25 protein-coding genes are annotated in these 21374 nt (G+C 70.6%); 12 read left to right on the forward strand and 13 right to left on the reverse strand.

All coding sequences use genetic code 11. The features are described 5' to 3' along the window. The first annotated feature begins 34 nt into the window (after nucleotides 1-34). Complete coding sequence (locus tag ABZ855_RS23975; RefSeq protein ID WP_319205579.1) at nucleotides 35-649, forward strand: response regulator transcription factor; 615 nt, start codon at nucleotides 35-37, stop codon at nucleotides 647-649. Here the strand turns inward: ABZ855_RS23975 and ABZ855_RS23980 are convergent. Together ABZ855_RS23980 and ABZ855_RS23985 are read right to left on the reverse strand one after the other, a co-directional pair. Further along, entirely contained in the window at nucleotides 640-978 is a 339-nt protein-coding gene (locus ABZ855_RS23980; RefSeq protein ID WP_360809940.1) for a MazG-like family protein, read from the reverse strand. The genes ABZ855_RS23975 and ABZ855_RS23980 overlap by 10 nt on opposite strands. Before the next feature lie 58 nt (nucleotides 979-1036). Then, nucleotides 1037-1588: a DoxX family protein gene (locus ABZ855_RS23985; RefSeq protein WP_360809942.1), complete on the reverse strand. Its 552-nt coding sequence runs from the start codon at nucleotides 1586-1588 to the stop codon at nucleotides 1037-1039. A gap of 100 nt (nucleotides 1589-1688) precedes the next feature. On the opposite strand from ABZ855_RS23985, the gene ABZ855_RS23990 reads away from it, so the two are divergent. Together ABZ855_RS23990 and ABZ855_RS23995 are read left to right on the forward strand one after the other, a co-directional pair. Next, a complete protein-coding gene (locus ABZ855_RS23990) occupies nucleotides 1689-2012 on the forward strand; it encodes a nuclear transport factor 2 family protein (protein WP_360809944.1) in 324 nt (107 codons plus the stop codon). 59 nt (nucleotides 2013-2071) lie between these two features. Continuing rightward, nucleotides 2072-3091, forward strand: coding sequence for an aldo/keto reductase (locus ABZ855_RS23995; RefSeq protein ID WP_360809946.1), 1020 nt, complete (start codon nucleotides 2072-2074; stop codon nucleotides 3089-3091). Between the two features lie 324 nt (nucleotides 3092-3415). Here ABZ855_RS23995 and ABZ855_RS24000 read toward each other — a convergent pair whose 3' ends face one another. Then, a complete protein-coding gene (locus tag ABZ855_RS24000; protein ID WP_360809948.1) occupies nucleotides 3416-4246 on the reverse strand; it encodes an SDR family oxidoreductase in 831 nt (276 codons plus the stop codon). Continuing rightward, entirely contained in the window at nucleotides 4243-5247 is a 1005-nt protein-coding gene (locus ABZ855_RS24005) for a Gfo/Idh/MocA family oxidoreductase (protein WP_360809950.1), read from the reverse strand. The genes ABZ855_RS24000 and ABZ855_RS24005 overlap by 4 nt, the downstream gene beginning before the upstream one ends. A 120-nt stretch (nucleotides 5248-5367) precedes the next feature. Between ABZ855_RS24005 and ABZ855_RS24010 the strand changes: the two genes are divergently transcribed. Together ABZ855_RS24010 and ABZ855_RS24015 are read left to right on the forward strand one after the other, a co-directional pair. Next, on the forward strand, nucleotides 5368-6702 hold the full coding sequence (locus ABZ855_RS24010) for a multidrug effflux MFS transporter (protein WP_360809952.1): 1335 nt from the start codon (nucleotides 5368-5370) through the stop codon (nucleotides 6700-6702). Further along, nucleotides 6654-7838 carry a serine hydrolase domain-containing protein gene (locus ABZ855_RS24015; protein ID WP_360809954.1) on the forward strand — a complete coding sequence of 395 codons (1185 nt, stop codon included), beginning with the start codon at nucleotides 6654-6656 and terminating at the stop codon, nucleotides 7836-7838. The genes ABZ855_RS24010 and ABZ855_RS24015 overlap by 49 nt, the downstream gene beginning before the upstream one ends. Before the next feature lie 6 nt (nucleotides 7839-7844). Here the strand turns inward: ABZ855_RS24015 and ABZ855_RS24020 are convergent, their stop codons facing one another. Both ABZ855_RS24020 and ABZ855_RS24025 read right to left on the reverse strand, forming a co-directional pair. Continuing rightward, complete coding sequence (locus tag ABZ855_RS24020; RefSeq protein ID WP_360809956.1) at nucleotides 7845-8594, reverse strand: class I SAM-dependent methyltransferase; 750 nt, start codon at nucleotides 8592-8594, stop codon at nucleotides 7845-7847. Between the two features lie 76 nt (nucleotides 8595-8670). Next, a complete protein-coding gene (locus tag ABZ855_RS24025; RefSeq protein ID WP_360809958.1) occupies nucleotides 8671-9435 on the reverse strand; it encodes a helix-turn-helix domain-containing protein in 765 nt (254 codons plus the stop codon). Nucleotides 9436-9521: 86 nt separating this feature from the next. On the opposite strand from ABZ855_RS24025, the gene ABZ855_RS24030 reads away from it, so the two are divergent. From ABZ855_RS24030 to ABZ855_RS24045, 4 genes are all read left to right on the forward strand, one after another. Continuing rightward, on the forward strand, nucleotides 9522-10499 hold the full coding sequence (locus tag ABZ855_RS24030; protein WP_360809960.1) for an LLM class flavin-dependent oxidoreductase: 978 nt from the start codon (nucleotides 9522-9524) through the stop codon (nucleotides 10497-10499). 46 nt (nucleotides 10500-10545) lie between these two features. After that, nucleotides 10546-11112, forward strand: a complete 567-nt coding sequence (locus tag ABZ855_RS24035; protein WP_360809961.1) for a Uma2 family endonuclease — start codon at nucleotides 10546-10548, stop codon at nucleotides 11110-11112. Between the two features lie 33 nt (nucleotides 11113-11145). Further along, nucleotides 11146-12153: a small ribosomal subunit Rsm22 family protein gene (locus ABZ855_RS24040; RefSeq protein WP_360809963.1), complete on the forward strand. Its 1008-nt coding sequence runs from the start codon at nucleotides 11146-11148 to the stop codon at nucleotides 12151-12153. Nucleotides 12154-12217: 64 nt separating this feature from the next. Continuing rightward, nucleotides 12218-12625, forward strand: a complete 408-nt coding sequence (locus ABZ855_RS24045) for an NUDIX domain-containing protein (RefSeq protein ID WP_360809966.1) — start codon at nucleotides 12218-12220, stop codon at nucleotides 12623-12625. An 80-nt stretch (nucleotides 12626-12705) separates the two neighbouring features. Here the strand turns inward: ABZ855_RS24045 and ABZ855_RS24050 are convergent, their stop codons facing one another. Continuing rightward, entirely contained in the window at nucleotides 12706-13131 is a 426-nt protein-coding gene (locus ABZ855_RS24050; protein WP_360809968.1) for a cytidine deaminase, read from the reverse strand. A gap of 43 nt (nucleotides 13132-13174) precedes the next feature. After that, a complete protein-coding gene (locus tag ABZ855_RS24055) occupies nucleotides 13175-13381 on the reverse strand; it encodes a DUF6243 family protein (RefSeq protein ID WP_360809970.1) in 207 nt (68 codons plus the stop codon). A gap of 104 nt (nucleotides 13382-13485) precedes the next feature. On the opposite strand from ABZ855_RS24055, the gene ABZ855_RS24060 reads away from it, so the two are divergent. Both ABZ855_RS24060 and ABZ855_RS24065 read left to right on the forward strand, forming a co-directional pair. Beyond that, complete coding sequence (locus ABZ855_RS24060; RefSeq protein ID WP_360809972.1) at nucleotides 13486-14142, forward strand: TetR/AcrR family transcriptional regulator; 657 nt, start codon at nucleotides 13486-13488, stop codon at nucleotides 14140-14142. Nucleotides 14143-14322: 180 nt separating this feature from the next. Then, on the forward strand, nucleotides 14323-15072 hold the full coding sequence (locus ABZ855_RS24065; protein ID WP_360809974.1) for a bifunctional DNA primase/polymerase: 750 nt from the start codon (nucleotides 14323-14325) through the stop codon (nucleotides 15070-15072). A 22-nt stretch (nucleotides 15073-15094) separates the two neighbouring features. Here ABZ855_RS24065 and ABZ855_RS24070 read toward each other — a convergent pair whose 3' ends face one another. The 4 genes from ABZ855_RS24070 to efeO form a co-directional block, all read right to left on the reverse strand. Then, on the reverse strand, nucleotides 15095-16033 hold the full coding sequence (locus ABZ855_RS24070; RefSeq protein ID WP_360809976.1) for a hypothetical protein: 939 nt from the start codon (nucleotides 16031-16033) through the stop codon (nucleotides 15095-15097). Between the two features lie 70 nt (nucleotides 16034-16103). Then, nucleotides 16104-16988 (reverse strand): iron uptake transporter permease EfeU, encoded by an 885-nt coding sequence (gene efeU / locus ABZ855_RS24075; RefSeq protein ID WP_360809978.1) that lies wholly within the window; start codon nucleotides 16986-16988, stop codon nucleotides 16104-16106. Between the two features lie 2 nt (nucleotides 16989-16990). Continuing rightward, nucleotides 16991-18286, reverse strand: coding sequence for an iron uptake transporter deferrochelatase/peroxidase subunit (gene efeB / locus ABZ855_RS24080; protein WP_360809980.1), 1296 nt, complete (start codon nucleotides 18284-18286; stop codon nucleotides 16991-16993). Between the two features lie 16 nt (nucleotides 18287-18302). Then, entirely contained in the window at nucleotides 18303-19442 is a 1140-nt protein-coding gene (efeO, locus tag ABZ855_RS24085; RefSeq protein WP_360809982.1) for an iron uptake system protein EfeO, read from the reverse strand. Between the two features lie 366 nt (nucleotides 19443-19808). Between efeO and ABZ855_RS24090 the strand changes: the two genes are divergently transcribed. Continuing rightward, nucleotides 19809-20453 carry a PhzF family phenazine biosynthesis protein gene (locus ABZ855_RS24090; protein ID WP_319205414.1) on the forward strand — a complete coding sequence of 215 codons (645 nt, stop codon included), beginning with the start codon at nucleotides 19809-19811 and terminating at the stop codon, nucleotides 20451-20453. A 49-nt stretch (nucleotides 20454-20502) separates the two neighbouring features. On the opposite strand, the gene map is transcribed toward ABZ855_RS24090, so the two are convergent. Next, a complete protein-coding gene (map, locus tag ABZ855_RS24095; RefSeq protein ID WP_360809984.1) occupies nucleotides 20503-21360 on the reverse strand; it encodes a type I methionyl aminopeptidase in 858 nt (285 codons plus the stop codon). Between the last annotated feature and the right edge of the window lie 14 nt (nucleotides 21361-21374).

A 21374-nucleotide genomic window follows, 5' to 3' on the forward strand; every position in this document is an offset into this window, starting at 1 on the left:
CGCCGTTACCGGGCCCGCCGAGACCGGCCGCCGTATACCCGTCGCCGTGCACGCGGCCGACCCGATCTCCCGCGCCGGCGCGATCAGTCAGCTCCGTCAGCATCCGGTGGTCGAACTCCGGGACGAGAAGGACAGCGGCCCCGGCGTCGTGGCCCTGCTGGTCAGCGAGACCCTCGACGACGGGACGCTGTCACGGCTGCGCCGGCTCGTCCGCAGCGAGGGCGCCAAGGCGGTTCTCGTGGTCGGCGTACTGCGCGAGAACGAGCTCCTGGACGTCATCGAGTGCGGCGTCGGAGCCATCGTCTGGCGCCACGAGGCCACCGGACACCGGCTGGCCCAGGCCGTACTCGCCGCCTCCCGCGGTGACGGCGACCTGCCCTCCGACCTGCTCGGACGGCTCATCAGCCAGGTGGGCACCCTGCACCGCACGGCGGTCGGCCAGCCCGGTGCGCCCACCTCGGGGCTCGCGCCGCGCGAGGTCGACGTCCTGCGCCTCGTCGCCGAGGGACTCGACACGGGGGAGATCGCGGGCAAGCTGTCCTACTCCGAGCGCACGGTCAAGAACGTGATGCACGGGCTCACCACCCGGCTGCATCTGCGCAATCGGGCGCATGCCGTGGCCTATGCCCTGCGCGAAGGCTACATCTGACCGAGCCTCGGACGGGTGAGCGAGCGTGCCCTGACCCGTTCCAGGTGGGTCGTGAAGACCTCCTGGGCATCCGGGGTCAGTGTGCGCAGGGCCACCATCGCCGTGAGGACGACATCGCACAGCTCCGCCTGGACGTCGTCCCACGTGTGGGTGGTGCCCTTGCGCGGGTTCTGGCCGGTCGCGCCGATCACCGCCTGAGCGACCTCGCCGACCTCCTCGGTCAGCTTCAGCATGCGCAGCAGCAGGCCCTCGCGGCCGGGGTGCGTCTCGCCTGCGTCCAGCCAGGTCCAGAGGTCGTCGATCGCTGCCCAGACGTCGTCATTCGCCATGGGAGAAGCGTCGCACGCGATTCCGACGTCCAGAGTCACTCCGTATCTTCGTACCGAATCAGTCGAACAGGGGATCCTGCGTGCCCTGTTCGCGCTCCCGCACCCGCCGGTAGCGCGCCCCCACGACCACCGCCGTGATCGCGGCCGTGCCGGCGAGGGCCGCCGGGACCATCCAGCCGCGGTCGAGCACGTGGCCCAGCGCGTGGTCGAGGGAGAACCGGCCCGGACCCGTCACCGCGAGGCCCGCCGCGGCGAGGCCCAGGGTCGCCGCGTACTCGTAACCGCCCTCCGCGTTGAAGAAGCCGTTGGGCGTGTGCACGGCGGCGGCGCCCGCCATCCCGCCCGCCGCCGCCGCGCCGGCCGCCGGAGTCGCCAGGCCCAGCGCGAGCAGCACGCCGCCGCCCGTCTCCGCGAGGCCCGACGCCGTGGCGCTGGCCTTTCCGGGCTTGTAGCCGACGGACTCCATGAAGGCGCCGGTGCCTTCGATGCCGTGGCCGCCGAACCAGCCGAAGAGCTTCTGCGCGCCGTGGGCCGCCAGCACCCCTCCCGTCCCCAGACGGAGCAGCAGCAGTCCCAGATCACGCCGGTCGTATCGGTCGTTACAGGTCATGCCTCCACCGTCCCACCGATCGGCCGTACCGCACCCGCCCGGACGGTACGAGCCGCCGTTCGGGTGGCGGGTGCCCGGAGGCGGTGCCAGTGTGACCGGCATGACGATTCAGACCGCCAAGCTCAGCGACCCCGCCGTCCGGGCCTTCGTCAACGCCGTGAACGCACACGACCGCGAGGCATTCCAGGCCGTCCTGGCACCCGACGCGACCATGTCCGACGACGGCGCCGACCGTGACCTCGCCGACTGGACCGAGCGCGAGATCTTCTCCTCCCACGGCCACATGGACGTGGCCAACGAGTCGCGGGGAGGGCGCGTTCTCGTCGCCAACTACAGCAACGACACGTATGGCGAGATGCGCACGAAGTGGAGCTTCACGGTCGACGACGGCCGCATCCTGCGCTTCGAGACGGGCCAGGCCTGACGGCCCCCTGTGCAATCCCCTTGCGCTGAAGTGCGCTCCAACTCCTAGTGTCCTCACCCATGGAGACCACGGACAGCACCGGCACGACCCAGCCCCTCGCGAACCGGACTCTGGGCCGCAGCGGCATCGAGGTGAGCCCCCTCGGCTTCGGCTGCTGGGCCATCGGCGGAGAGTGGGGCGCCCCGGACGGGCAGCCCCTCGGCTGGGGGAAGGTCGACGACGACGAGTCCGTACGGGCGATCCGGCGCGCCCTCGACCTGGGCGTCACCTTCTTCGACACGGCGGACGTGTACGGCACCGGACACAGCGAGCGCGTCCTCGGCCGGGCCCTCGGCAAGCACCGTACGGATGTCGTGGTCGCCACGAAGTGGGGCAACCTCTTCGACGAGCGGACGCGCATCGCGGACGGCCAGGACGACAGCCCCGAGCACGTCCGCCGCGCCCTCACCGCCTCCCTCGCCCGACTCGGCACCGACTACGTCGACCTGTACCAACTGCACCTGTCGGACGGCGACTTGGATGCCGCTGCCCAACTACGGGACGTCTGCGAGGAGTTGGTCGCCGAAGGGCTCATCCGGGCCTACGCCTGGAGCACCGACGATCCTGACCGTGCCGCTCTCTTCGCTCAGGGGGCGCACTGCGCCGCCGTGCAGCACCGGCTCAACGTCATCCAGGACGCGCCCGAAATGCTCGCGCTCTGCGAGGAGTTGGAGCTCGCCAGCATCAACCGCAGTCCGCTCGCCATGGGGCTGCTGACGGGGAAGCGGACCGCCGGACAGGCCCTCGACGCCGGTGACATCCGTAACGCGCCGCCCGCCTGGCTGCCGGGCTTCACGGCGGGCACGGGTGCCGACCCGGACTGGCTGGCGCACGTCGACGCACTCCGTTCCGTCCTCACCAGCGGCGGTCGTACGCTCGCCCAGGGCGCCCTCGGCTGGTTGTGGGCGCGCAGCCCCCGTACCGTCCCCATCCCCGGATTCCGGTCCGTCGCGCAGGCCGAGGAGAACGCCGGCGCGATCGCGAAGGGTCCGCTCAGCGCCGGGCAGTTGGCGGAGATCGACGAGTTGCTCGGGCGGTGAACGGCCCTTCGGGAGCCGCTCTCGTGCATGTCGTCCGTTCGTCCGTTCGTCCGTGTGCCGGAGCACACGACAGCCGCTCCATGACCCGGTGCGCACCTCGCGGTCCCACGCGAGGTCCACCCCCACCCGGATGTGCCATGGAGCGGCTGTCGCCTTCCCCCCCTCGGTGTGGTCCGTTCTGTGTTACCGGAACCTCAGAGCATCAAGTGTGAAGCTCTGGTGGAGAAGGCGTGTTGAGCATATGCCCGCGACCGGCCCGAACGCTACGGAGGAATCAATTCCGTTTGTGCAGGTTGAGGCTTCGCATGCGTGCGCGAGGTCTCGTCAGCCGCGCCCCACGTAGGGCATCGCGGTCGCCAGAACCGTGGCGAACTGCACATTTGCCTCCAACGGCAGCTCCGCCATGTGCCGCACGGTGCGCGCCACGTCCGACACGTCCATGACGGGCTCCGGTGCCGTCTGCCCGTTCGCCTGCAGGGCGCCGGTTTGCATTCGCGCGGTCATGTCCGTCGCCGCGTTGCCGATGTCGATCTGCGAGACCGCGATGCGGTACGGCCGTCCGTCCAGGGCCAGCGCCTTGGTCAGGCCCGTCAGCGCGTGCTTGGTCGCGGTGTACGGCGCCGAGTGCGGCCGGGGCGTGTGCGCGGAGATCGACCCGTTGTTGATGATCCGGCCGCCCTGCGGATCCTGCTCCTTCATCTGCCGGTACGCCGCCTGCGCGCACAGGAACGCCCCGTTGAGGTTGGTGTCCACGACGTGCCGCCACGCCTCGTACGCCAGATCCTCGACCGGCACCCCGCCGGGCCCGAACGTCCCCGCGTTGTTGAACAGCAGATCGAGCCGCCCGAACCGCTCACGCACGGCCGCGAACAGGGCGGCCACGTCGTCGGGTCGGGACACGTCGGCCCGTACGACGAGCGGGGCGTTGGCGGACGGGGATTCGGTCCCGTCCCCGGGGGCGGATTCGGGTGCGATGTCCTCGGGGGCGCCCTCGCGTGTGCCTCCGGACGTCGCGAGTGCCGCCGTCTCCTCCAGTCGCTCGGTACGGCGTCCGGTGAGCGCCACCGACCAGCCCGCGCCGAGCAGTTCGAGGGCGACGGCCCGTCCGATACCGGAACCGGCGCCGGTGACGACCGCGACCCTGCCCTCGCTCATGCGCGGGCCTCGCCGGGGTAGCGGACGCCGATCTGCTCCCGGATGGTGTCCATCGTCCGCATCACGGCGAGGGTGCCGTCGAGCGGGACGAGCGGCGACTCGGTCTCGCCGGCCCGCAGGGCGCGCATCACCTCGGTGGCCTCGTGCCGGAAGCTGTTGCGGGCGCCGTGGTCGGGGGCGGCGACGAACTCCTCGGGGGCGCGGCCGTCGCGGTGCAGCACGAACCGGTCCGCGAAGAAGAACCCGTCGGGTACGTCGATACGGCCCTTGGAGCCGGTGACGGACGCGCCGATGGACGTACCACCGACGATGGAGCAGTGCACTGCGGCGAGAGCGCCGCTCTCCCAGGAGAGCAGTGCTCCCGTCTGGAGATCGATGTTCTCCTCGGAGAGCACTGCTCTCGCCGAGATACCGTCGGGCTCCCCGAGCAGCAGGTGCGCGAACGACACCGGGTACACGCCCAGGTCGAGCAGCGCCCCGCCGCCCTGCGCCGGGTCCCGCAGCCGGTGCGAGGGCGGGAAGGGCCCCTCGAGGCCGAAGTCGGCCTGTATGGTCCGCACCTCACCGATCGCCCCGTCCTCGACCAGCGCCTTCAGCCGCCGCACGACCGGGTTGCAGTACGTCCACATGCCCTCCATCAGGAAGGCGCCGCGCTCCTTCGCCAGCGCGACCAGCTCCTCCGCCTCCCGCACGTTCAGCGTGAAAGCCTTCTCGCACAGCACGTTCCGCCCGGCCTCGAGGCACAGACCGGCGGCGGCCCGGTGCGCCGAGTGCGGAGTGGCGACGTACACCACGTCCACGTCCGCGTCCTCGGCCAGCGACGCCCAGTCGCCGTAGGCGCGGGGGATGCCGAACCGTTCCGCGAACGCCTTCGCGGAGGCCTCGGACCGCGAGGCGACCGCGACGAGCTCCGCGTCCGGCAGATCCACCAGATCCGCGGCCATCGCGGCCGCGATGCCTCCCGTGGCCAGAATTCCCCACCGCACGCGCTCAGCCGACATGCCAGCCCCTAGCTAGTTCCGTGACGTTTGTTACCTCGAACACGCTGTACGAACGGAATGGACGAACCGCCTGTACGAGCTGAGAGCATAGGTGGCGGATTACTGGATAAGGGAGGGCGCATGCCCGAGCGTGGCCGAACCACGTGGGACGAGAAGAGTTCCCAGGCAGAGATACCGAAGGACAGCCCCGACCCCACCTCCACCCCCGGCATCGGCCCCACCCCCGCCCGCTCCCTCCGCCGTACCGGTCTCCTCGTCACCTTCGTCCTCGGCGGGCTGACGGCGACGCCCCCGCTGGCGATGGACATGTACCTCCCGTCGCTCCCCGAGGTCACCACCTCCCTGCACGCGCCCGCCGCGAGCGTCCAGCTGACCCTGACCGCCTGCCTTGCGGGCATGGCCCTCGGGCAGCTCCTGATCGGCCCGATGAGCGACCGCTGGGGCCGCAGGCGCCCCCTCCTGGCGGGCCTGGCGGTGTACGTCGTGGCCACCGTCCTGTGCGGGATCGCGCCCAGCCTGGAGTTCCTGGTCGCCTTCCGCCTGGTCCAGGGACTCGCCGGCTCGGCCGGGATCGTCATCGCCCGGGCTGTCGTACGGGACCTGTACGACGGCGTGGCCATGGCCCGCTTCTTCTCCACCCTCATGCTGATCTCCGGGGTCGCCCCGATCGTCGCGCCGCTCATCGGCGGCCAGATCCTGCGCGTGACGGACTGGCGGGGCGTGTTCGCCGTCCTCACGGTGGTCGGGATCGCGCTCGCGGTGCTGGTCTTCTTCCGCCTCCCCGAGACCCTCGACCCGGCCGACCGGCACGGCGGCGGAGTCGGCGAGGCGCTCCGCTCCATGCGTACCCTCCTCGCGGACCGCGTCTTCACCGGTTACGTCCTCGCGGGCGGCTTCGCCTTCGCGGCCCTGTTCGCGTACATCGCCGCGTCCCCCTTCGTGATCCAGGAGATCTACGGCGCCTCCCCGCAGACGTTCAGCCTGCTGTTCGGCGTCAACTCGGTCGGCCTCGTCATCGTCGGCCAGATCAACGGCAAGGTCCTGGTCGGCCGGGTGTCGATGGACAAGGTGCTGGCGGTCGGCCTCGCGGTCGTCACCGTCTCGGCGACGGCGCTGCTGCTGATGGCGACGGGCGTGTTCGGCGAGGCGGGCCTGTTCCCGGTGGCCGCCGCGCTCTTCGTCCTGATGTCGGCGATGGGCCTGGCGATGCCCAACACCCAGACCCTCGCGCTGATGCGCACGCGCCACTCGGCGGGCGCCGCGTCCGCGCTGCTGGGCACCACCTCCTTCCTGATCGGCGCGGTCGCCTCCCCGCTGGTGGGCATCGCCGGGGAGGAGACGGCCGTCCCGATGGCGGTCGTCCAACTGGCCGCGGCACTGGTGGCGGTCGGCTGCTTCGTGGGACTGTGCCGTCCCTGGAACAGACGTACGGCCCCGGAGGGAGCGGAGAGCTGAGCGCCGCACCGAAACTGCGCGTCGACACCCCGGAACGGGCCGGCCTCGACCCCGAGGAGATGCGCCACCTCGTCACCGAGGTGCGCGCCCTCACGACCGGCGAGCGCCCCTGGGCACCGGCCGCGGTCGTGGCCGTCGGGCGTGGCCCGGTGATCGCGGTGGAGGCGGCGGCGGGCTGGGCGGTGCGGTACGCGTCGTACGACGAACGCACGGACACCGGAGTGGAACTCCCGGCCGCGGCCCGCATCCCGGCAACGACGTCGACCCCCTTCGACCTCGCCTCCCTCACAAAACTGTTCACGGCGATCGCGGCGGTGCAGCAACTGGAACGCGGCAGGCTGCACATGGACGCCCAAGTGGCCGCGTATCTGCCGGACTTCACAGCGGCAGCCCAACACGGCATCACCGTACGGCAGTTGCTGACCCACACCTCGGGCCTGCGCCCCGAACTCCCGCTGTACGACTGCCCGGACGACGCGGCGCGCCGAGCGCTGCTGCGGGCGGAGGCACCCTCGTCCGCGCCCGGCCGGTATCTCTACTCCGACCTGAACATGCTGCTCCTCCAGTACGTCCTGGAGCGCGTCACGGGCCGCACCCTGGACGCGCTGATCGCCGAGGGCATCACCGGCCCCCTGGGTATGACGGCGACCCGCTTCGGCCCCTGCCCCGACGCGGCGGCGACCGAGGACCAGCGCAGACCGTGGGCCAAGGCGGAACGCGGGATGGTACGGGGCGAGGTCCACGACGAGAACGCGTGGGCGCTGGGCGGGGTGGCGGGCCACGCGGGCCTGTTCTCGACGGCCCACGACCTGGCGATCCTCTGCCGCTGCCTGCTCACGGGCGGCGCGTACGGCCCCGCCCGCATCCTGGGCCAGGACCACGTGGAGCTGCTGCTGACCCCGCCGGGGCTGGGCTTCGCCGTCGATCAGCCTTGGTTCATGGGGGAGTTGGCGGGGAGCGGAGCGGCGGGCCACACGGGCTTCACCGGCACGTCCCTGGTCCTGGACCGGGCCACGGACACTTTCGCCGTGCTGCTCGCCAACACGGTTCACCCGAAACGGAGTTGGGGGCGGCTGGGCAACGGGCCCCGGGCGGCGGTGGGGGACCGGGTGGCCAGGGCGCTGCGGGGAAGCTGAGGGACGTCACGGCGTCGCCCGCTCCGGCCGCCGAGCCACGAACACGAACTCCCGGCCAGGACGGTCGGGTGCGTCACGAACCTCCCTCACTTCATACCCCTGGGAGAGCAACTCCGCCTCCACTTCCTCCCGTTCACGGAAACGCAGCGTCGAGTCGGAGGTCAGCACCTCGCCGTCCGAGGCGAATACGAAGGTCCAACGGAAGGTCACCAGCGGGCCGTTGACCTGATCGATCCCGGTCACCTCGACCCAGCTCTCGACCCCTCCGACACCGGGCAGCTCGGTCACCCGGTACGAGGAAGCGCGGTTCCACTGCTCCCAGGCCCGCTTCGACGGATCCCGGGTCTCGAAGACGAAGTGTCCGCCAGGCCGGAGGGCCGCGTGAACGCCCCGCAGGGTGAGCTGCCAGGCGTGCGGGTCGGTGATCTCCTGGGCGGCGTTGGCGGTCATCGTCGCGAGGTCCACCTGAAGGGGCGGCAGGGCGGTCCCGTCCCCGTGGACCCAGCGAACGCGCCCGGCACCGGGCTTGCCCCGGGCGACCTCGAGCGAGGCGAGCGCCGGATCGACCCCGACCACGTCGACCCCTCGATCCGCGAGCAGCAACGCGAACACACCGGTGCCACAGCCGAGGTCGAGGACGCGGCGGGCCTGGAACTCCTCGACGAGATCGAGGTAGGCGTCGAGGTCGGAGCGGTCGGGGTCGAGGGGGTCGTAGATGGCGGCCAGGCGCGGGTGCTGGAAGCATTCGTCGGGCATGGGGGCGAGAGTATCGGGGCTGGGGGCTGGGGGCGGTGGGCCTCGGTTGCGTACTGCGCTGCAGCCGTTTTCCGGGCTACCGGCCGGGGGCGGCGTAAGCCATTGCCCCGGCGGCCGCTGAGAGAGCCTCGGCAGTCGCCGGGTCGGCCGGCAGGAACGCCTCCAGCTTCAGTTCGGCAAGCGTCACGTCGACGGCGGTGGCGAAGGTCGTCACAGTCGTCATCAGGCGCAGCTCACCGTAGGAGGACCGTAGACGGAGGGGCACCGCGAAACCGAGTTGCCCGGCGGACGGCTTCAACTCGGGTAGGTACCCGGTGAGTTCGGCGTGCAACTCCTCCAGGTGGCCAAGGCGCACCAAGATGTGGCGCGCCCATTCGTCGAGGTTGAGGATACGGGGGGCCAAGCCGTCGGGATGCAGCGCAAGGCGGTAGACGTTCGTGCCCGGACCCACCAGCTCGGGGTCCGCCCCCTCGGTGATCAGGTCGAATGCGGCGTTCGCGGCGATCAGTTCACCGCCCCGGTCCACGACCAGCGCCGGATACGGCAGATGCCCACGGAGGATGTGGTCGATCGCCGTGCGCACGGGGGCCAGCACCGGATCGTCCAGTGAGCTTTCCGGGTAGGCGGGCGCGTACCCCGCGGCCAGCAGCAGCTCGTTGCGTTCCCGCAGGGGCAGTTCCAGCGACTCCGCCAGGCGCACGACCATGTTCCGGCCCGGGACAGACCTGCCGGATTCGATGAAGCTGAGGTAGCGCTGGGTGGTGCCCGCTCGCAATGCCAGGTCGAGCTGGCTGACATGACGGCGGGTGCGACGTTCACGAAGCGTACGAGGAAAGTCCACGGGCCTGTTGTAACCGCGGTGGACGATGCCAGGCCATTCCCCGCAGGGAATTGTCGCCACTCGAACCGGTCGTGAACATTGCCGACATGGACATTGGTGTACTGCTTCCGACGGGAACCGCCCAGTGGGGCGCTGCCGACGGCCCCCACGAGCTGATTGCGTTCGGCCGGTGTGCCGAACGCTCGGGCTTCTCCTCGCTCTTCGCCAACGACTCCCTGATCAGCCCACGCGTCGAGGCACTCACGATGCTGGCCGCACTCGCGCCGGTGACCGAGACCGTGACGCTGGGCACTGCCGCGCTGATGCCGTTCCTGCGTCGGCCGATCCAGGCCGCGCAGTCACTCGCGTCGATCGACCTGCTGTCCGGTGGCCGACTCACCGTGGCCGTCGGCGCCGGCTTCCCCGGCCGATTCGGGCGGCCCCTCTACACGCTGTCCGAGCTGCCGTGGGAGAGGCGCTTCGCCCGGCTGGACGAGACTGTCGCGCTGTGGCGGGCCCTGTGGGGCGGCGCCGACACCTTCCACGGCGAGATCCTCCGGTTCGACGACATCCCGCCCACGACCAGGCCGTCCCGCGCCGGTGGCCCACCCATCTGGCTCGGCGGCGCGACACCCGCAGCTCTGGCCCGCGCCGGCCGACTGTACGACGGATGGCTGCCCTACCCGCCTGACCCCGCCGACTACGCGTCCGGCCTCCGCGACATCCACAAAGCGGCGGCCGACGCCGGACGCACGACCGAGGACATCGCCCCCGCACTGTTCGTCTCGGTACGGATCGACGAGGACATCGAGAGCGGCCGCCGGGCACTGGACGACTACGCGCGGGCCACCTACGGAATGCCACTGGAGGAGCTGGAAAAGATCCAGGCAATTGTCACCGGCTCCGCGGACCAGGTGCTCGAGCAGCTAGGACGGTACGTCGCCGCCGGCGCTCGGCACATCGTCGCCCGCCTCGGTGCCCTGGACCTGCACTCCCAGCGCGATCAGCTCGAACGGCTCGCAGACCTGATCCCTGCACGGAACCATTTGGCGGGGCTCCCGGTTCCCGCCGGGACAGTACGCTGATGCCAGCGGGATCAGGCCCGCCCGACGGGTGTCCGGGAGGAGTGTCATGACTGCCGAGACGGTGGCCCCTGCGTGGATGCATGAGCAGATCACGGCGGAGCAGTACGACTCCTGGTCCGAGGAACAGTGTGCGGGGATCGAGATCGTGGACGGGATGGTCGTCGTCAGTCCCAGCGCGTCCAAGCGGCACAACCGCCTTGCTCGGATCCTCGCGAACGCGTTGGATGCCGCGGCCGGACCGGACTGGAACGCCGACACCGACTTCGACGTCCGCCTCCAGGACGTGCCACTCACCAACCGCCGCCCGGATGTCGTGGTCTATCGGGCGGACACCATCGACGTCACACCCACTCGCCCCGAGCATGTGCTGTTGGTGGCCGAGGTCGTCTCGCCGGGATCGGAGACCACCGACCGGATCGTGAAAGTGGACCAGTACGCCAAGGCCGGAATCGCCTTCTACTGGCGGATCGAGCAGGCCGCCACGGGCCTTCCGTTGATCTACACCTACGTCCTCGACCCGGCGACGGACCGTTACCGGACCGGCGACATGTTCACCGGCGTCGTCAAGGCTTCCGCGCCCTTCACGGTGGAGATCGATCTCGGTCGGCTCTGACTCGCGCCAAGACGCCACCTCTAGAATCACCCCGTGAACACCCCCCTTTCCCCCGCCGACGCCCTGCGTGCCTCCCTCGCCGGTCTGCTCGACGGGCTGCCGCCCAAGGTGGCCGCGCAGGCGGTCGAGCGGCTGATCGCCAACTATCGGGGGCGGACGCCGACCGACGTGCCCGTGCTGCGGGACCGGTCGGACGTGGCCGCGTACGCCGCCTATCGGATGCCCGCCACCTTCGAGGCCGTGTGCTCCGCGTTGGACGCGTTCGCCGCGGCCGCGCCCGGCTGGGTGCCCGGCAGTCATGTCGACGTCGGGGGCGGGACGGGTGCCGCGACCTGGGCGGTCAACGCCGTGTGGGCGGGCGCGCGGCCGGTGACCGTGCTGGACTGGGCCGAGCCGGCGCTCGCGCTGGGGCGGGAGATCGCCGCCGCCAACCCGGAGCTGAAGGGTGCGGAGTGGCAGCGCTCTCGGATCGGAGCGGCGCTCAGTATCGAGAGCACTGATCTCGTCACCATCTCGTACGTCCTGGGTGAACTGACGGAGGCCGACCGCACCTCCGTCGTCGACGCGGCGGCCGGCGCCGCCCAGACCGTCGTCGTCATCGAACCCGGCACCCCCGACGGCTACCTCCGCGTCATCGAGGCCCGCGAGCAGTTGGTGCGCGCCGGGTTCCACATCGCGGCCCCCTGCCCCCACAGTTCCGCCTGCCCCATCGTCCGGGGTGAGGACTGGTGCCACTTCTCCGCCCGGGTCAGCCGCTCCTCCCTCCACCGCAAGGTCAAGGGGGGCTCCCTCCCGTACGAGGACGAGAAGTTCAGCTACGTCGCCGCCACCCGCTTCCCGGTCACCCCGGCCGCCGCCCGTGTCGTACGCAGGCCGCAGATCCGCAAGGGACAGGTGCTCCTGGACCTGTGCGAGACGGAGCCCTCGCTCGCCCGGACCACGGTCACGAAGCGGCACGGGGTTCTGTACCGGGCCGCCCGCGACACCGACTGGGGGGACGCCTGGCCGCCACCGGAGGCGGTGGAGGACGACAGGTCCTAGCGAGCCAGTACGGCCAGTCCTCGGCGCGGCTCTGGAACGGGCCGCGGGTGGGTAGGGCACGGGGATGGGAGAGAGCGAAGGCGTTCCGGAGAAGGTGGCCTGGGTTCTGCTGCGTGACGGGCGGGTGCTGGTGACCCGCAACCGAGGGGTGGATCTCTTCTACTTCCCGGGCGGGAAGCGGGAGCCGGGGGAGTCCGATGCCGAGACCTTGGCGCGCGAGATCGACGAAGAACTCCGGTCCCGAGTGGATACGGCCACGATGGAGCACGTCGGCACCTTCGAGACCCGGAGGGGCGAGGACGGTCGCACGGACTTCCGGATGATCTGCTACACCGCCGAGTACACCGGCCCGCTGGTTCCCTCGATGGAGATCGCGGAGTCGGACTGGTTCGGCTACGGCGATCGCGCGCGGGTTTCGGCGGTGGGCCAGCTGGTGTTCGACGCGCTTCACAGCTCCGGCCGACTGCCCTGAGGAGTCGGCGCCGCCTCGTCCCGGCCACACGACCGGGATCAGGGCGAAGCGCCCCGCGTATCGACTGCACCCAGCGCCGCTTACTCGGCGTCGAGCTGGTGGTCGGCCCAGACGTAGCTCTCGGGAAGCAGTTCGGTGATACGGACGGTTCGGAGGTGGCCCCCCGTGCCGCCGACGATGACCTTGAGGGTGGGGAAGTAGTCGAGAAGGGCCTGGCGGCACCGGCCACACGGCGGGACGACTCCCCGGTCGCGGTCGCCCACCGCGACGATCGTGTCCAGGTCGTAGGCGCCCTGCGCGGCCGCCGTGCCGATGAGGACCAGTTCGGCGCAGGGGCCGCCGGTGAAGTGGTAGGCGTTCACCGCCGTGACGATCCGGCCGTCCCGGGTGCGGGCCGCCGCCGCCATCGTGTGGTTGTCGCCCCGGCAACGGGTCCGCGCGATGTGCGCCGCGGCCTCGACGAGTTCGTGGTCGACGGGGTGGGACTTGTCGGTCTGCGTGGTCATCGTCTTCGCCTTCGTTCAGGTGAGGGCAATCGCGCGTGGCGGTCTACGCGCCGCCCTCCGTGCCCCCCGCCTCCGCAGCCTCCCCCTCCGTCCGTTTCTGCTGCAACTTGCGCAGCAGCTCCCGTTTCTGAGCCTGCGGGTCCGTTCCGCCGCCCACCTGCTTGCCCCGGCCGCCGCCGCGCAGCGCGCCCTTGCCCAGGTTGCTGCGGGTGCCGCCGACTCCGAGCATGTTTCCGCCGCCTCGTGCCATCGCGTATCTCTCCTCAAGAGTCTGACGATACGTATCGTCTCGCCTGGTTCGCCTTCCACCCTGTGGCGAGACGCTCCGTCTTGTCAACCTGATAAATTGCCGACATGGTCCAGAAGTCCACCCCGGCCACGCCGGGTCCCGCCAAGCCCGCCCCCGACTCCAGCCGCCGCAGCGAGAAGTCCCGGCGTGCCATCTACGAGGCCGCCCTCGCCCTCATCGGTGAGGTCGGGTACCAGAAGACGACCATCGAGGGCATCGCCGCCCGGGCCGGTGTCGGGAAGCAGACCATCTACCGGTGGTGGTCCTCCAAGGGGGACGTGCTCATGGAGGCATTCCTCGATCTCAGCGAGCAGGCCGCCGAGGCCGCCGCACCCGGGCAGGCGTACGCCATCCCGGATACCGGTGACCTCGCCGCCGACCTCAAAGCCGTCCTGCGCCTCACCGTCGACCAGCTGCTCGACCCCGTGTTCGCGGTCCCCTCCCGCGGTCTCGCCGCCGAAGGCCTGGTCAACGAGGAACTCGGCCGGAGGTACGTCGCCAAGCTGCTCGAACCCTCCCTCCAGCTCTACGTCCAGCGACTCCGCGCCGCCCAGGAGGCGGGGCAGGTGCGAGCCGACATCGACCCCCGGATCGCCCTCGAGCTCTTCGTCTCCCCGCTCGCCCAGCGCTGGCTCCAGTTCACCGGCCCCATCTCGTACGAGTACACGGACACCCTCGTCGACTACGCCCTGGGCGGGATCGCCGCACCCGGCAGCAAGTGAGCTCAATATGGCCGAAAACCGTGGGTGGTAAATCCTGCTAATCGGATGGAAATCGGGTGATCGAACCCGCCGTGTGCCTCGTCCCACCTACCCCGGATGTCGGCTCCGGCCTCCCGCGGCGCAGGATGGTGGGACCATGGAGCAGGCTGTCCGCACAACAGCAGCGAGGCGAGGCGATACATGAGCGCGGAGTTCGACGGTCGTACGACGGGCCGGCAGGGCCGGATCTCCCAGTGGCTGCGTGGACGTCGAACGAATGACCGGGAGGACGCCGCCACCCGGGACGAGAGCAGGCGGCGTGAGGAACTGCTGCTCGCCGCCGCCCGCGCCGGACTGCCCCTCGCGCCCGCCGCACACCCCTCCGCCTACCGGTGTTCCTGCGACCGCGTCGGCTGTCCCACGCCCGCCCGGCACCCCATCTCCTTCGCCTGGCAGACGCAGTCCACCACCGACCGCGCCCAGATCGAGCGTTGGGCCAGGCACCAGCCGCAGGCCAACTTCATCACCGCGACCGGCATAGTCCACGACGTCCTCGACGTGCCCCTCGAAGCGGGCCGCGCGGCGCTGGAGCGACTGCTCGGCGCCGGCATCGAGGTGGGCCCCGTCGCCGAGAGCGACGACGGACGGCTGCTGTTCTTCACCCTCACCCGCGGCACCCCCGACGACGAGGACGAGTGGTGGCCCTGCGAACTGGACTGCCACCCCGAGACCATGGACGAGCATCCGGGGCTGCGCTGGCACTGCCGGGGCTCCTATGTCCTCGTACCGCCCGCCCGGTTGCCCGGTGACCAGGGCGTCTACTGGGTACGCGGGCCGGAGTTCGCGCTGCCCGACCCGCTCAGTCTGCTCGAAGTACTCACCGACGCCTGCGCCCGGTACGCCGGCGAGGAGCCCGACCACGCCGCCGCGGCCTGGCCCCACCGAGGCTGAACCACCTCTCGGCTAGCCGGAGTTACTCGCCCTGCGCCGCCGTCAGACCCTGGATGCGGCTCAGGAACTCCACACCCTTGTCCACGGCGCTCCGGCCCGGGTCGAGCACCGCCTGGTTCGACATGAACTCCAGGGTCAGCGACTGCTTGATCTCGCCCGTCGTCAGCGCCAGCACACTGTCGCTCTGCGCCGGGATCGACGTGCCCTGGGCGGCCGTCTGCTTCTCGTAGTGGTGCGTGGCGAAGAAGACCAGCGCGCCGCCGTCCACCGTACGCAGGGCCAGCGGGGCGAAGTCGCCCTTGCCGAGCGGCTCGTCGATGTACTGGGTGACGAGCCCGGGCTTGATCGCGCTCTTCTTGCGCTGCGCCACCCACGCGCTCGTGTGCACCCCGGGCGCGAAGACGTCGCCGCTGCCGTCCTTCAGGAACGACGCGTAGTCCTGGCTCAAGTCCCCTGGCGCGACGACCAGTTCGGTCGCGTTCGCCGACACCGGCTCGGCGAAACCGTCCTTGTCCGTCTTGAACGCCGGTACGTCGTCCGCGTCGAGAAGCGTCAGATACGCCACCGCCCACGGCTCGGCCACGTTGCTGCGCGTGAACACCAGCAGCCAGCGCGCGTCCTGGCCCTTGTTGGCGTCGGCGTTCGCGACGAACCAGCGCGGCCAGCCCGCCTTCTTCGGGATCGTGAACCGGGTGTCCGTGAACTCCAGGGGGACGTGCGACGGGTTGCCGCTCGGGCTGATCTCGTGACCGGCGTCCAGTCGGGCGGCGTCGATCGCGCCGAGGGCGCCGGTGACGTAGTCGGCGTCCAGGCCGCGGTCGTACGCCTTGTCCGCCTTGTTGTAGGCGGCCGTGAAGTCCCTCAGCGCCTCGGCGGCCTCCGTCGGGGTCGCCGCCGGGAGCACCTCGCGTTCGCCGTGCACCACGACACAGCCGCTCGCCACCAGCGACAGCACGGTCACGGAGGCCGCCGCGAGGGCTCTACGCCGAAGCAGGCCGAGAGACGTACGCGGCGCAAGCGGCGCCGGCGGCCTACGAGGCGTTTGTGGACTTCGTGGGCTGCGACCCCTGCTCACCCTGCTCATCAGCTGGCTTCACCTTCCCCTTCCCGGAGGCGAACCCTACCGGGGCCAGGAAGACGGCGAGCGTCGGGACCAGGTACAGCGCCCACACCGTGACCTGGAGGACGGTCGGGTCGGGCTGGAAGTTCAGGACGCCCTTGAGGAGCGTGCCGTACCAGCTGTCCGGCGGGATCGTCCCGCTGATGTCGAAGGCCTTGTCCGTCAGGCCGGGCACGATGTCGGCCTCCTGGAGGTCGTGGAAGCCGTAGGCGAGGACGCCCGCCGCGACCACGACCAGCATGCCGCCGGTCCAGGTGAAGAATTTGGACAGGTTGATGCGCAGGGCGCCCCGGTAGAACAGGTAGCCGAGCAGGACCGCCGTCGCGAGGCCCAACAGCACGCCGATCAGGGGCCCTTCGGTGCCGTCACTGGACGCCCGCACCGACGCCCACACGAACAGGGCGGTCTCCAGGCCCTCCCGGCCCACCGCCAGGAACGCGGTCGCGACCAGCGCGCCCGTGCCCATCTGGAGGGCCGTGTCCAGCTTGTCGTGCAGCTCCGCCTTCAGATGCCGGGCCGTACGCCGCATCCAGAAGACCATCCACGTCACCAGACCCACGGCGATGATCGACAGGGAGCCGCCGAGCGCCTCCTGCGCCTCGAACGTCAGCTCCTGGGAGCCGAATTCGAGCGCGCAGCCGAAGCCGAGGGCGAGGGCGACGGCGACGCCGATGCCGATCCAGATCGGCTTCAGGGCGTCACGGCGGTCCGTCTTCACCAGGTAGGCGATGAGGATGCAGACGACGAGACTGGCTTCCAGGCCCTCGCGCAGACCGATCAGATAGTTCGCGAACACGGTCAGGCCTCCTGGGAAAACAGTGCTCGGCCCCACCAGTCGTCCTTGTCGCGGACGCCCGGCGGGATCGCGAAGACCGCCGAACCCACGTGCTGGATGTACTCGTTGAGCGCGTCCGTCGCGAGGTTGCGCTGCACGGGGATGAAACCCTTGCGGACGTCACGCATGTAGGCGAGGAAGAACAGGCCCGCCTCCAGGCGGCCGAGGCCGTCCGTGCCGTCCGTGAAGGAGTAGCCGCGGCGCAGCAGCGTCGCTCCGTGGTTGGAGTCGGGGTGCGCAAGACGCACGTGCGCGTCGGGCTTCATCGCCTTCAGGAACGGCTCGTCACGCTCCTTGGCCTTGCCGACGGGGGCACCCTCACCCTTGTCACGGCCGAAGATGTCCTCCTGCTCCTGCAGCGAGGTCCGGTCCCAGGGCTCGATGTGCATCCGGATGCGCCGCGCGACGAGATACGAACCCCCTTCCATCCAGGCCGAGTTGTCGTCGACGTCGGCGCCGTCCACCCACACGAACTTCTTCAGCCGGTCCGTCTCGGTGCCCGCGATGTTGCGGGTGCCGTCCTTGAAGCCCAGCAGGTTGCGCGGGGTCTGCGCCTCGGGGGTCGTCGACGACGTCTTGCCGAAGCCGAGCTGCGACCAGCGCATCGACACCTTGCCGAAGCCGATCCGGGCCAGGTTGCGGATGGCGTGCACCGCGACCTGGGGGTCGTCCGAGCACGCCTGCACGCACACGTCGCCGCCGCTGCGGTTCTTGTCGAGGTTGTCGCCGGGGAACTGCGGTAGATCGACGAGCGCGTCCGGCCGCCGCTCCGTCAGGCCGAACTTCTCGAACAGGCCGGGCCCGAACCCGATCGTCAGCGTCAGCCGCGACGGCTTCAGCCCCAGTGCCTCACCGGTGTCGTCCGGCGGCGCCTCGGCCAGACCGCCGTACGCGCCCTCGCCGACCGTCTGTCCGGCCGTCATCCGCCGGGCCGCCGCCGTCCAGTCCTTCAGCATCTGGACGAACTCGGCGCGGTCGTCCGTCTCCAGGTCGAAGGCGGCGAAGTGCAGCCTGTCCTGCACCGGCGTCGCGATCCCGGCCTGGTTGGCGCCGTGGAAGGCGACGGCCCCGCCCGCGTCGGCGGCGACCGTCTGCACGTCGTCGCCGCCGCGGGTCAGCGCCACGCCGGCCCCGGCCGCGGCGGCCCCGAGCGCGAGCCCGGCCCCGCCCCAGCCGATCAGGGCGCGCCGCGAGGTACCACCGGTCGCGCCGACGGGGGCTTCGGCCGTGGTTTCTGTCGAGTCCGTCGAGTCCGTCATGGCAGTCGGTCCCTCTCTACTTCACGACGGCGGCGGCGAGCTTGGACAGGGGCTCGGCGAGCGAGTTCACCGCGTCCGAGAGCTCCTTGCGGTCGGCGGCGCCGACCTTGTCGTACGAGGTGAAGTCGTACGAGTTCTTGTCCGCGCGGTACTTGTCGAGCAGCGTGTTCAGGGCCGCGAACTGCTTGTCCAGCTCCGTGACCAGCGCCGCGTCGTTCTCCTTCGCGACGGGCTTCAGCAGCTCGTACGCGTCCTGGGCGCCCTCGACGTTGGCCTTGAAGTCGACCAGGTCGGTGTGCGAGTAGCGCTCCTCCTCGCCGGTGACCTTGCCGGTGGCGACCTCGTCGAGGAGCTCCTTGGCGCCGTTGGCCATAGAGGTGGGGGAGATCTCCGCCGTGCCGACCCGCTTCTGCCAGTCGGTCAGATCGGTGATCAGCTGGTCCGCGAGGGTCTTGTCCTCAGCGGTGATCTTCTTGTCCGCCCAGAGGGACTTCTCCAGCCGGTGCCAGCCGGTCCACTTCTGCCCGGCCTCCAGGCCGTCCGCACGGGTGTCGACCTTGGGGTCGATGTCCCCGAAGGACTCGGCGACCGGCTCCGTGCGCTCCCAGCCGATACGAGAGGGCGCGTAGGCCTTCTTCGCGGCCTCCAGGTCCCCGTCCTTGATCGCGGCGGCGAAGGTCCTGGCGAGCGGCACGGTGGCGTCCGCCTGCTCCTGCGAGTACTTGCGGTAGGCGGCGACGGCCGCGTCCAGCCGCGGGTCGCGCTTGGCGACCTTGCCGCCGGTGGCCTTGACTGCCTGCCGGATGCCGTCGCCCTTCATGCCGGGCTTGCAGGCGATCGTGTAGTCGCCGGCCTTCACCTCGGCGGTGACCTTCTGCTTGGTGCCGGGGCCGATGTTCTCGCGCTCGGTGACGATCCGGTCGTCCGGGAAGAGGACGTAGACCTCGGTGACCTTGGAACCCTTGTTCTCGATGGCCAGCTCGACGTGCCCGGCCGGGAACTCCTTCTTGGACACCTCGCACTTGTCGTCCGTCGCCGTGACGCTGATGACGCGGTCGCCGCTTGCGGAACTGCCCTTCTCCGTGCAGCCGGTGACGGCGGCCAGGGCCGCCGCGGTGGCGGCGGCGGTGACGACGGAGAGTCTGACGGCTCGCATGCGGGCTCCTGGATATCGCGAGTGGCGAAAAAAAGACGTGTCGGGGCTCACACAGGTTTGGTGAGGCGGCCCTAACTTACCTAAGGCTTGCCTCAGTGATACCCGGGCAATCGGTGATTCACCTCTCATGGACCGCGAAGAGCACGCCCCGATCACGGCGGATTAACGGCGATCTAAAGCCGACCTAAAGCAGATCCCATCCACAGGTAATGCACAGGTCAAGCGCTCCGGAACGGCGAGATCAAGACACCTCCAGCGCGACGGACCGACGGAACCGGCCTTGGCGGGCCAGCGCGGTGCGCGAGGCGCCGAGTTGCTCGATCGCTCGGTTGGTGACGGCTGCCACCAGGGTGTTTGAATGCGCGCGTGACTGATTACGACGTACTCCGCGTCTTCTGCGCCCCCAACGGGGGATACGGCAACGAGCTGGGCGTGGTCCGTGAGGGCTCCGTCATGCCGGAGCGGAGCGAGCGGCAGGCGTTCGCGGCGAAACTCGGCTTCAGCGAGACGGTGTTCGTCGACGACCCCGAGCGCGGGATCATCGACATCTACACGCCCACCCTGCGGCTGCCCTTCGCCGGTCACCCCTGCGTCGGCTCGGCCTGGCTGCTCGACGTGCCCGAACTGGTCACGCCGGCCGGGCTGGTGGGGGCCCGGCTGGACGGGGAGTTCAGCTGGATCGAGGCCCGCGCGGAGTGGGTGCCGGCGCGGACGCTGCGGCGGTACGGGTCGGCCGCGGAGGTCGACGCGCTGGAGGTGCCGCCGCCGGGGGAGTGGATCTACGCGTGGGCGTGGGAGGACGAGGCGGCGGGCCGGGTACGGGCCCGCGCGTTCCCCGGCCGCGACGACGGAATCGACGAGGACGAGGCCACGGGGGCGGCGGCGCTGCTGCTGACGCACGAGTTGGGGCGGGCGCTCAACATCACCCAGGGCAAGGGCTCGCAGCTGCTCACGGCGCCGCAGCCGATGGGGTGGGTGGAGGTCGGCGGCCGGGTGTTCCTCGAACGCTGAGGGCAGGGCAGGGCAGGGCAGGGCAGGCCAGGGCGGGCCAGGGTGGGGTTCAGGGCAGGGTCAGGATCTCCGCGCCCGTGTCCGTCACCACGAGGGTGTGCTCGAACTGGGCCGTGCGCTTGCGGTCCTTGGTGACGACCGTCCACCCGTCGTCCCACATGTCGTAGTCGTGCGTGCCCAGCGTCAGCATCGGCTCGATCGTGAACGTCATCCCCGGCTGGATGAGCGTCGTGGCGTGCGGGCTGTCGTAGTGCGGGACGATCAGCCCGGAGTGGAACGACGAGTTGATGCCGTGCCCGGTGAAGTCCCGGACCACGCCGTACCCGAAGCGCTTCGCGTACGACTCGATGACCCGGCCGATGATGTTGATCTGCCGGCCCGGCCGGACAGCCTTGATCGCCCGCGCCAGCGACTCCCGGGTCCGCTCGACCAGCAGCCGGCTCTCCTCGTCGACGTCCCCCACGAGATACGTCGCGTTGTTGTCGCCGTGCACCCCGCCGATGTACGCCGTCACGTCGAGGTTGACGATGTCGCCGTCCCGCAACACGGTGGAGTCCGGGATGCCGTGGCAGATGACCTCGTTGACGGACGTGCACAGCGACTTGGGGAAACCGCGGTAGCCGAGGGTGGACGGATAGGCGCCGTGGTCGCACATGTACTCGTGCGCGACCCGGTCCAGCTCGTCGGTGGTCACGCCGGGCGCGATGAGCTTCGCGGCCTCGGCCATCGCCCGCGCGGCGATCCGCCCGGCGATCCGCATCGCCTCGATCGTCTCGGGCGTCTGCACCTCCGCCCCGGTGTACGGGGCCGGCGCGGGCTTGCCGACGTACTCGGGGCGCCGGATGTTTCCGGGCACGGAACGGATGGGAGAGAGCTCCCCTGGTACGAGCAGCGACTGGCCAGACATGCCAGCGAGTTTAA

This window comes from Streptomyces sp. NPDC047042, from assembly GCF_040644035.1.
Classification (GTDB): Bacteria; Actinomycetota; Actinomycetes; order Streptomycetales; family Streptomycetaceae; genus Streptomyces.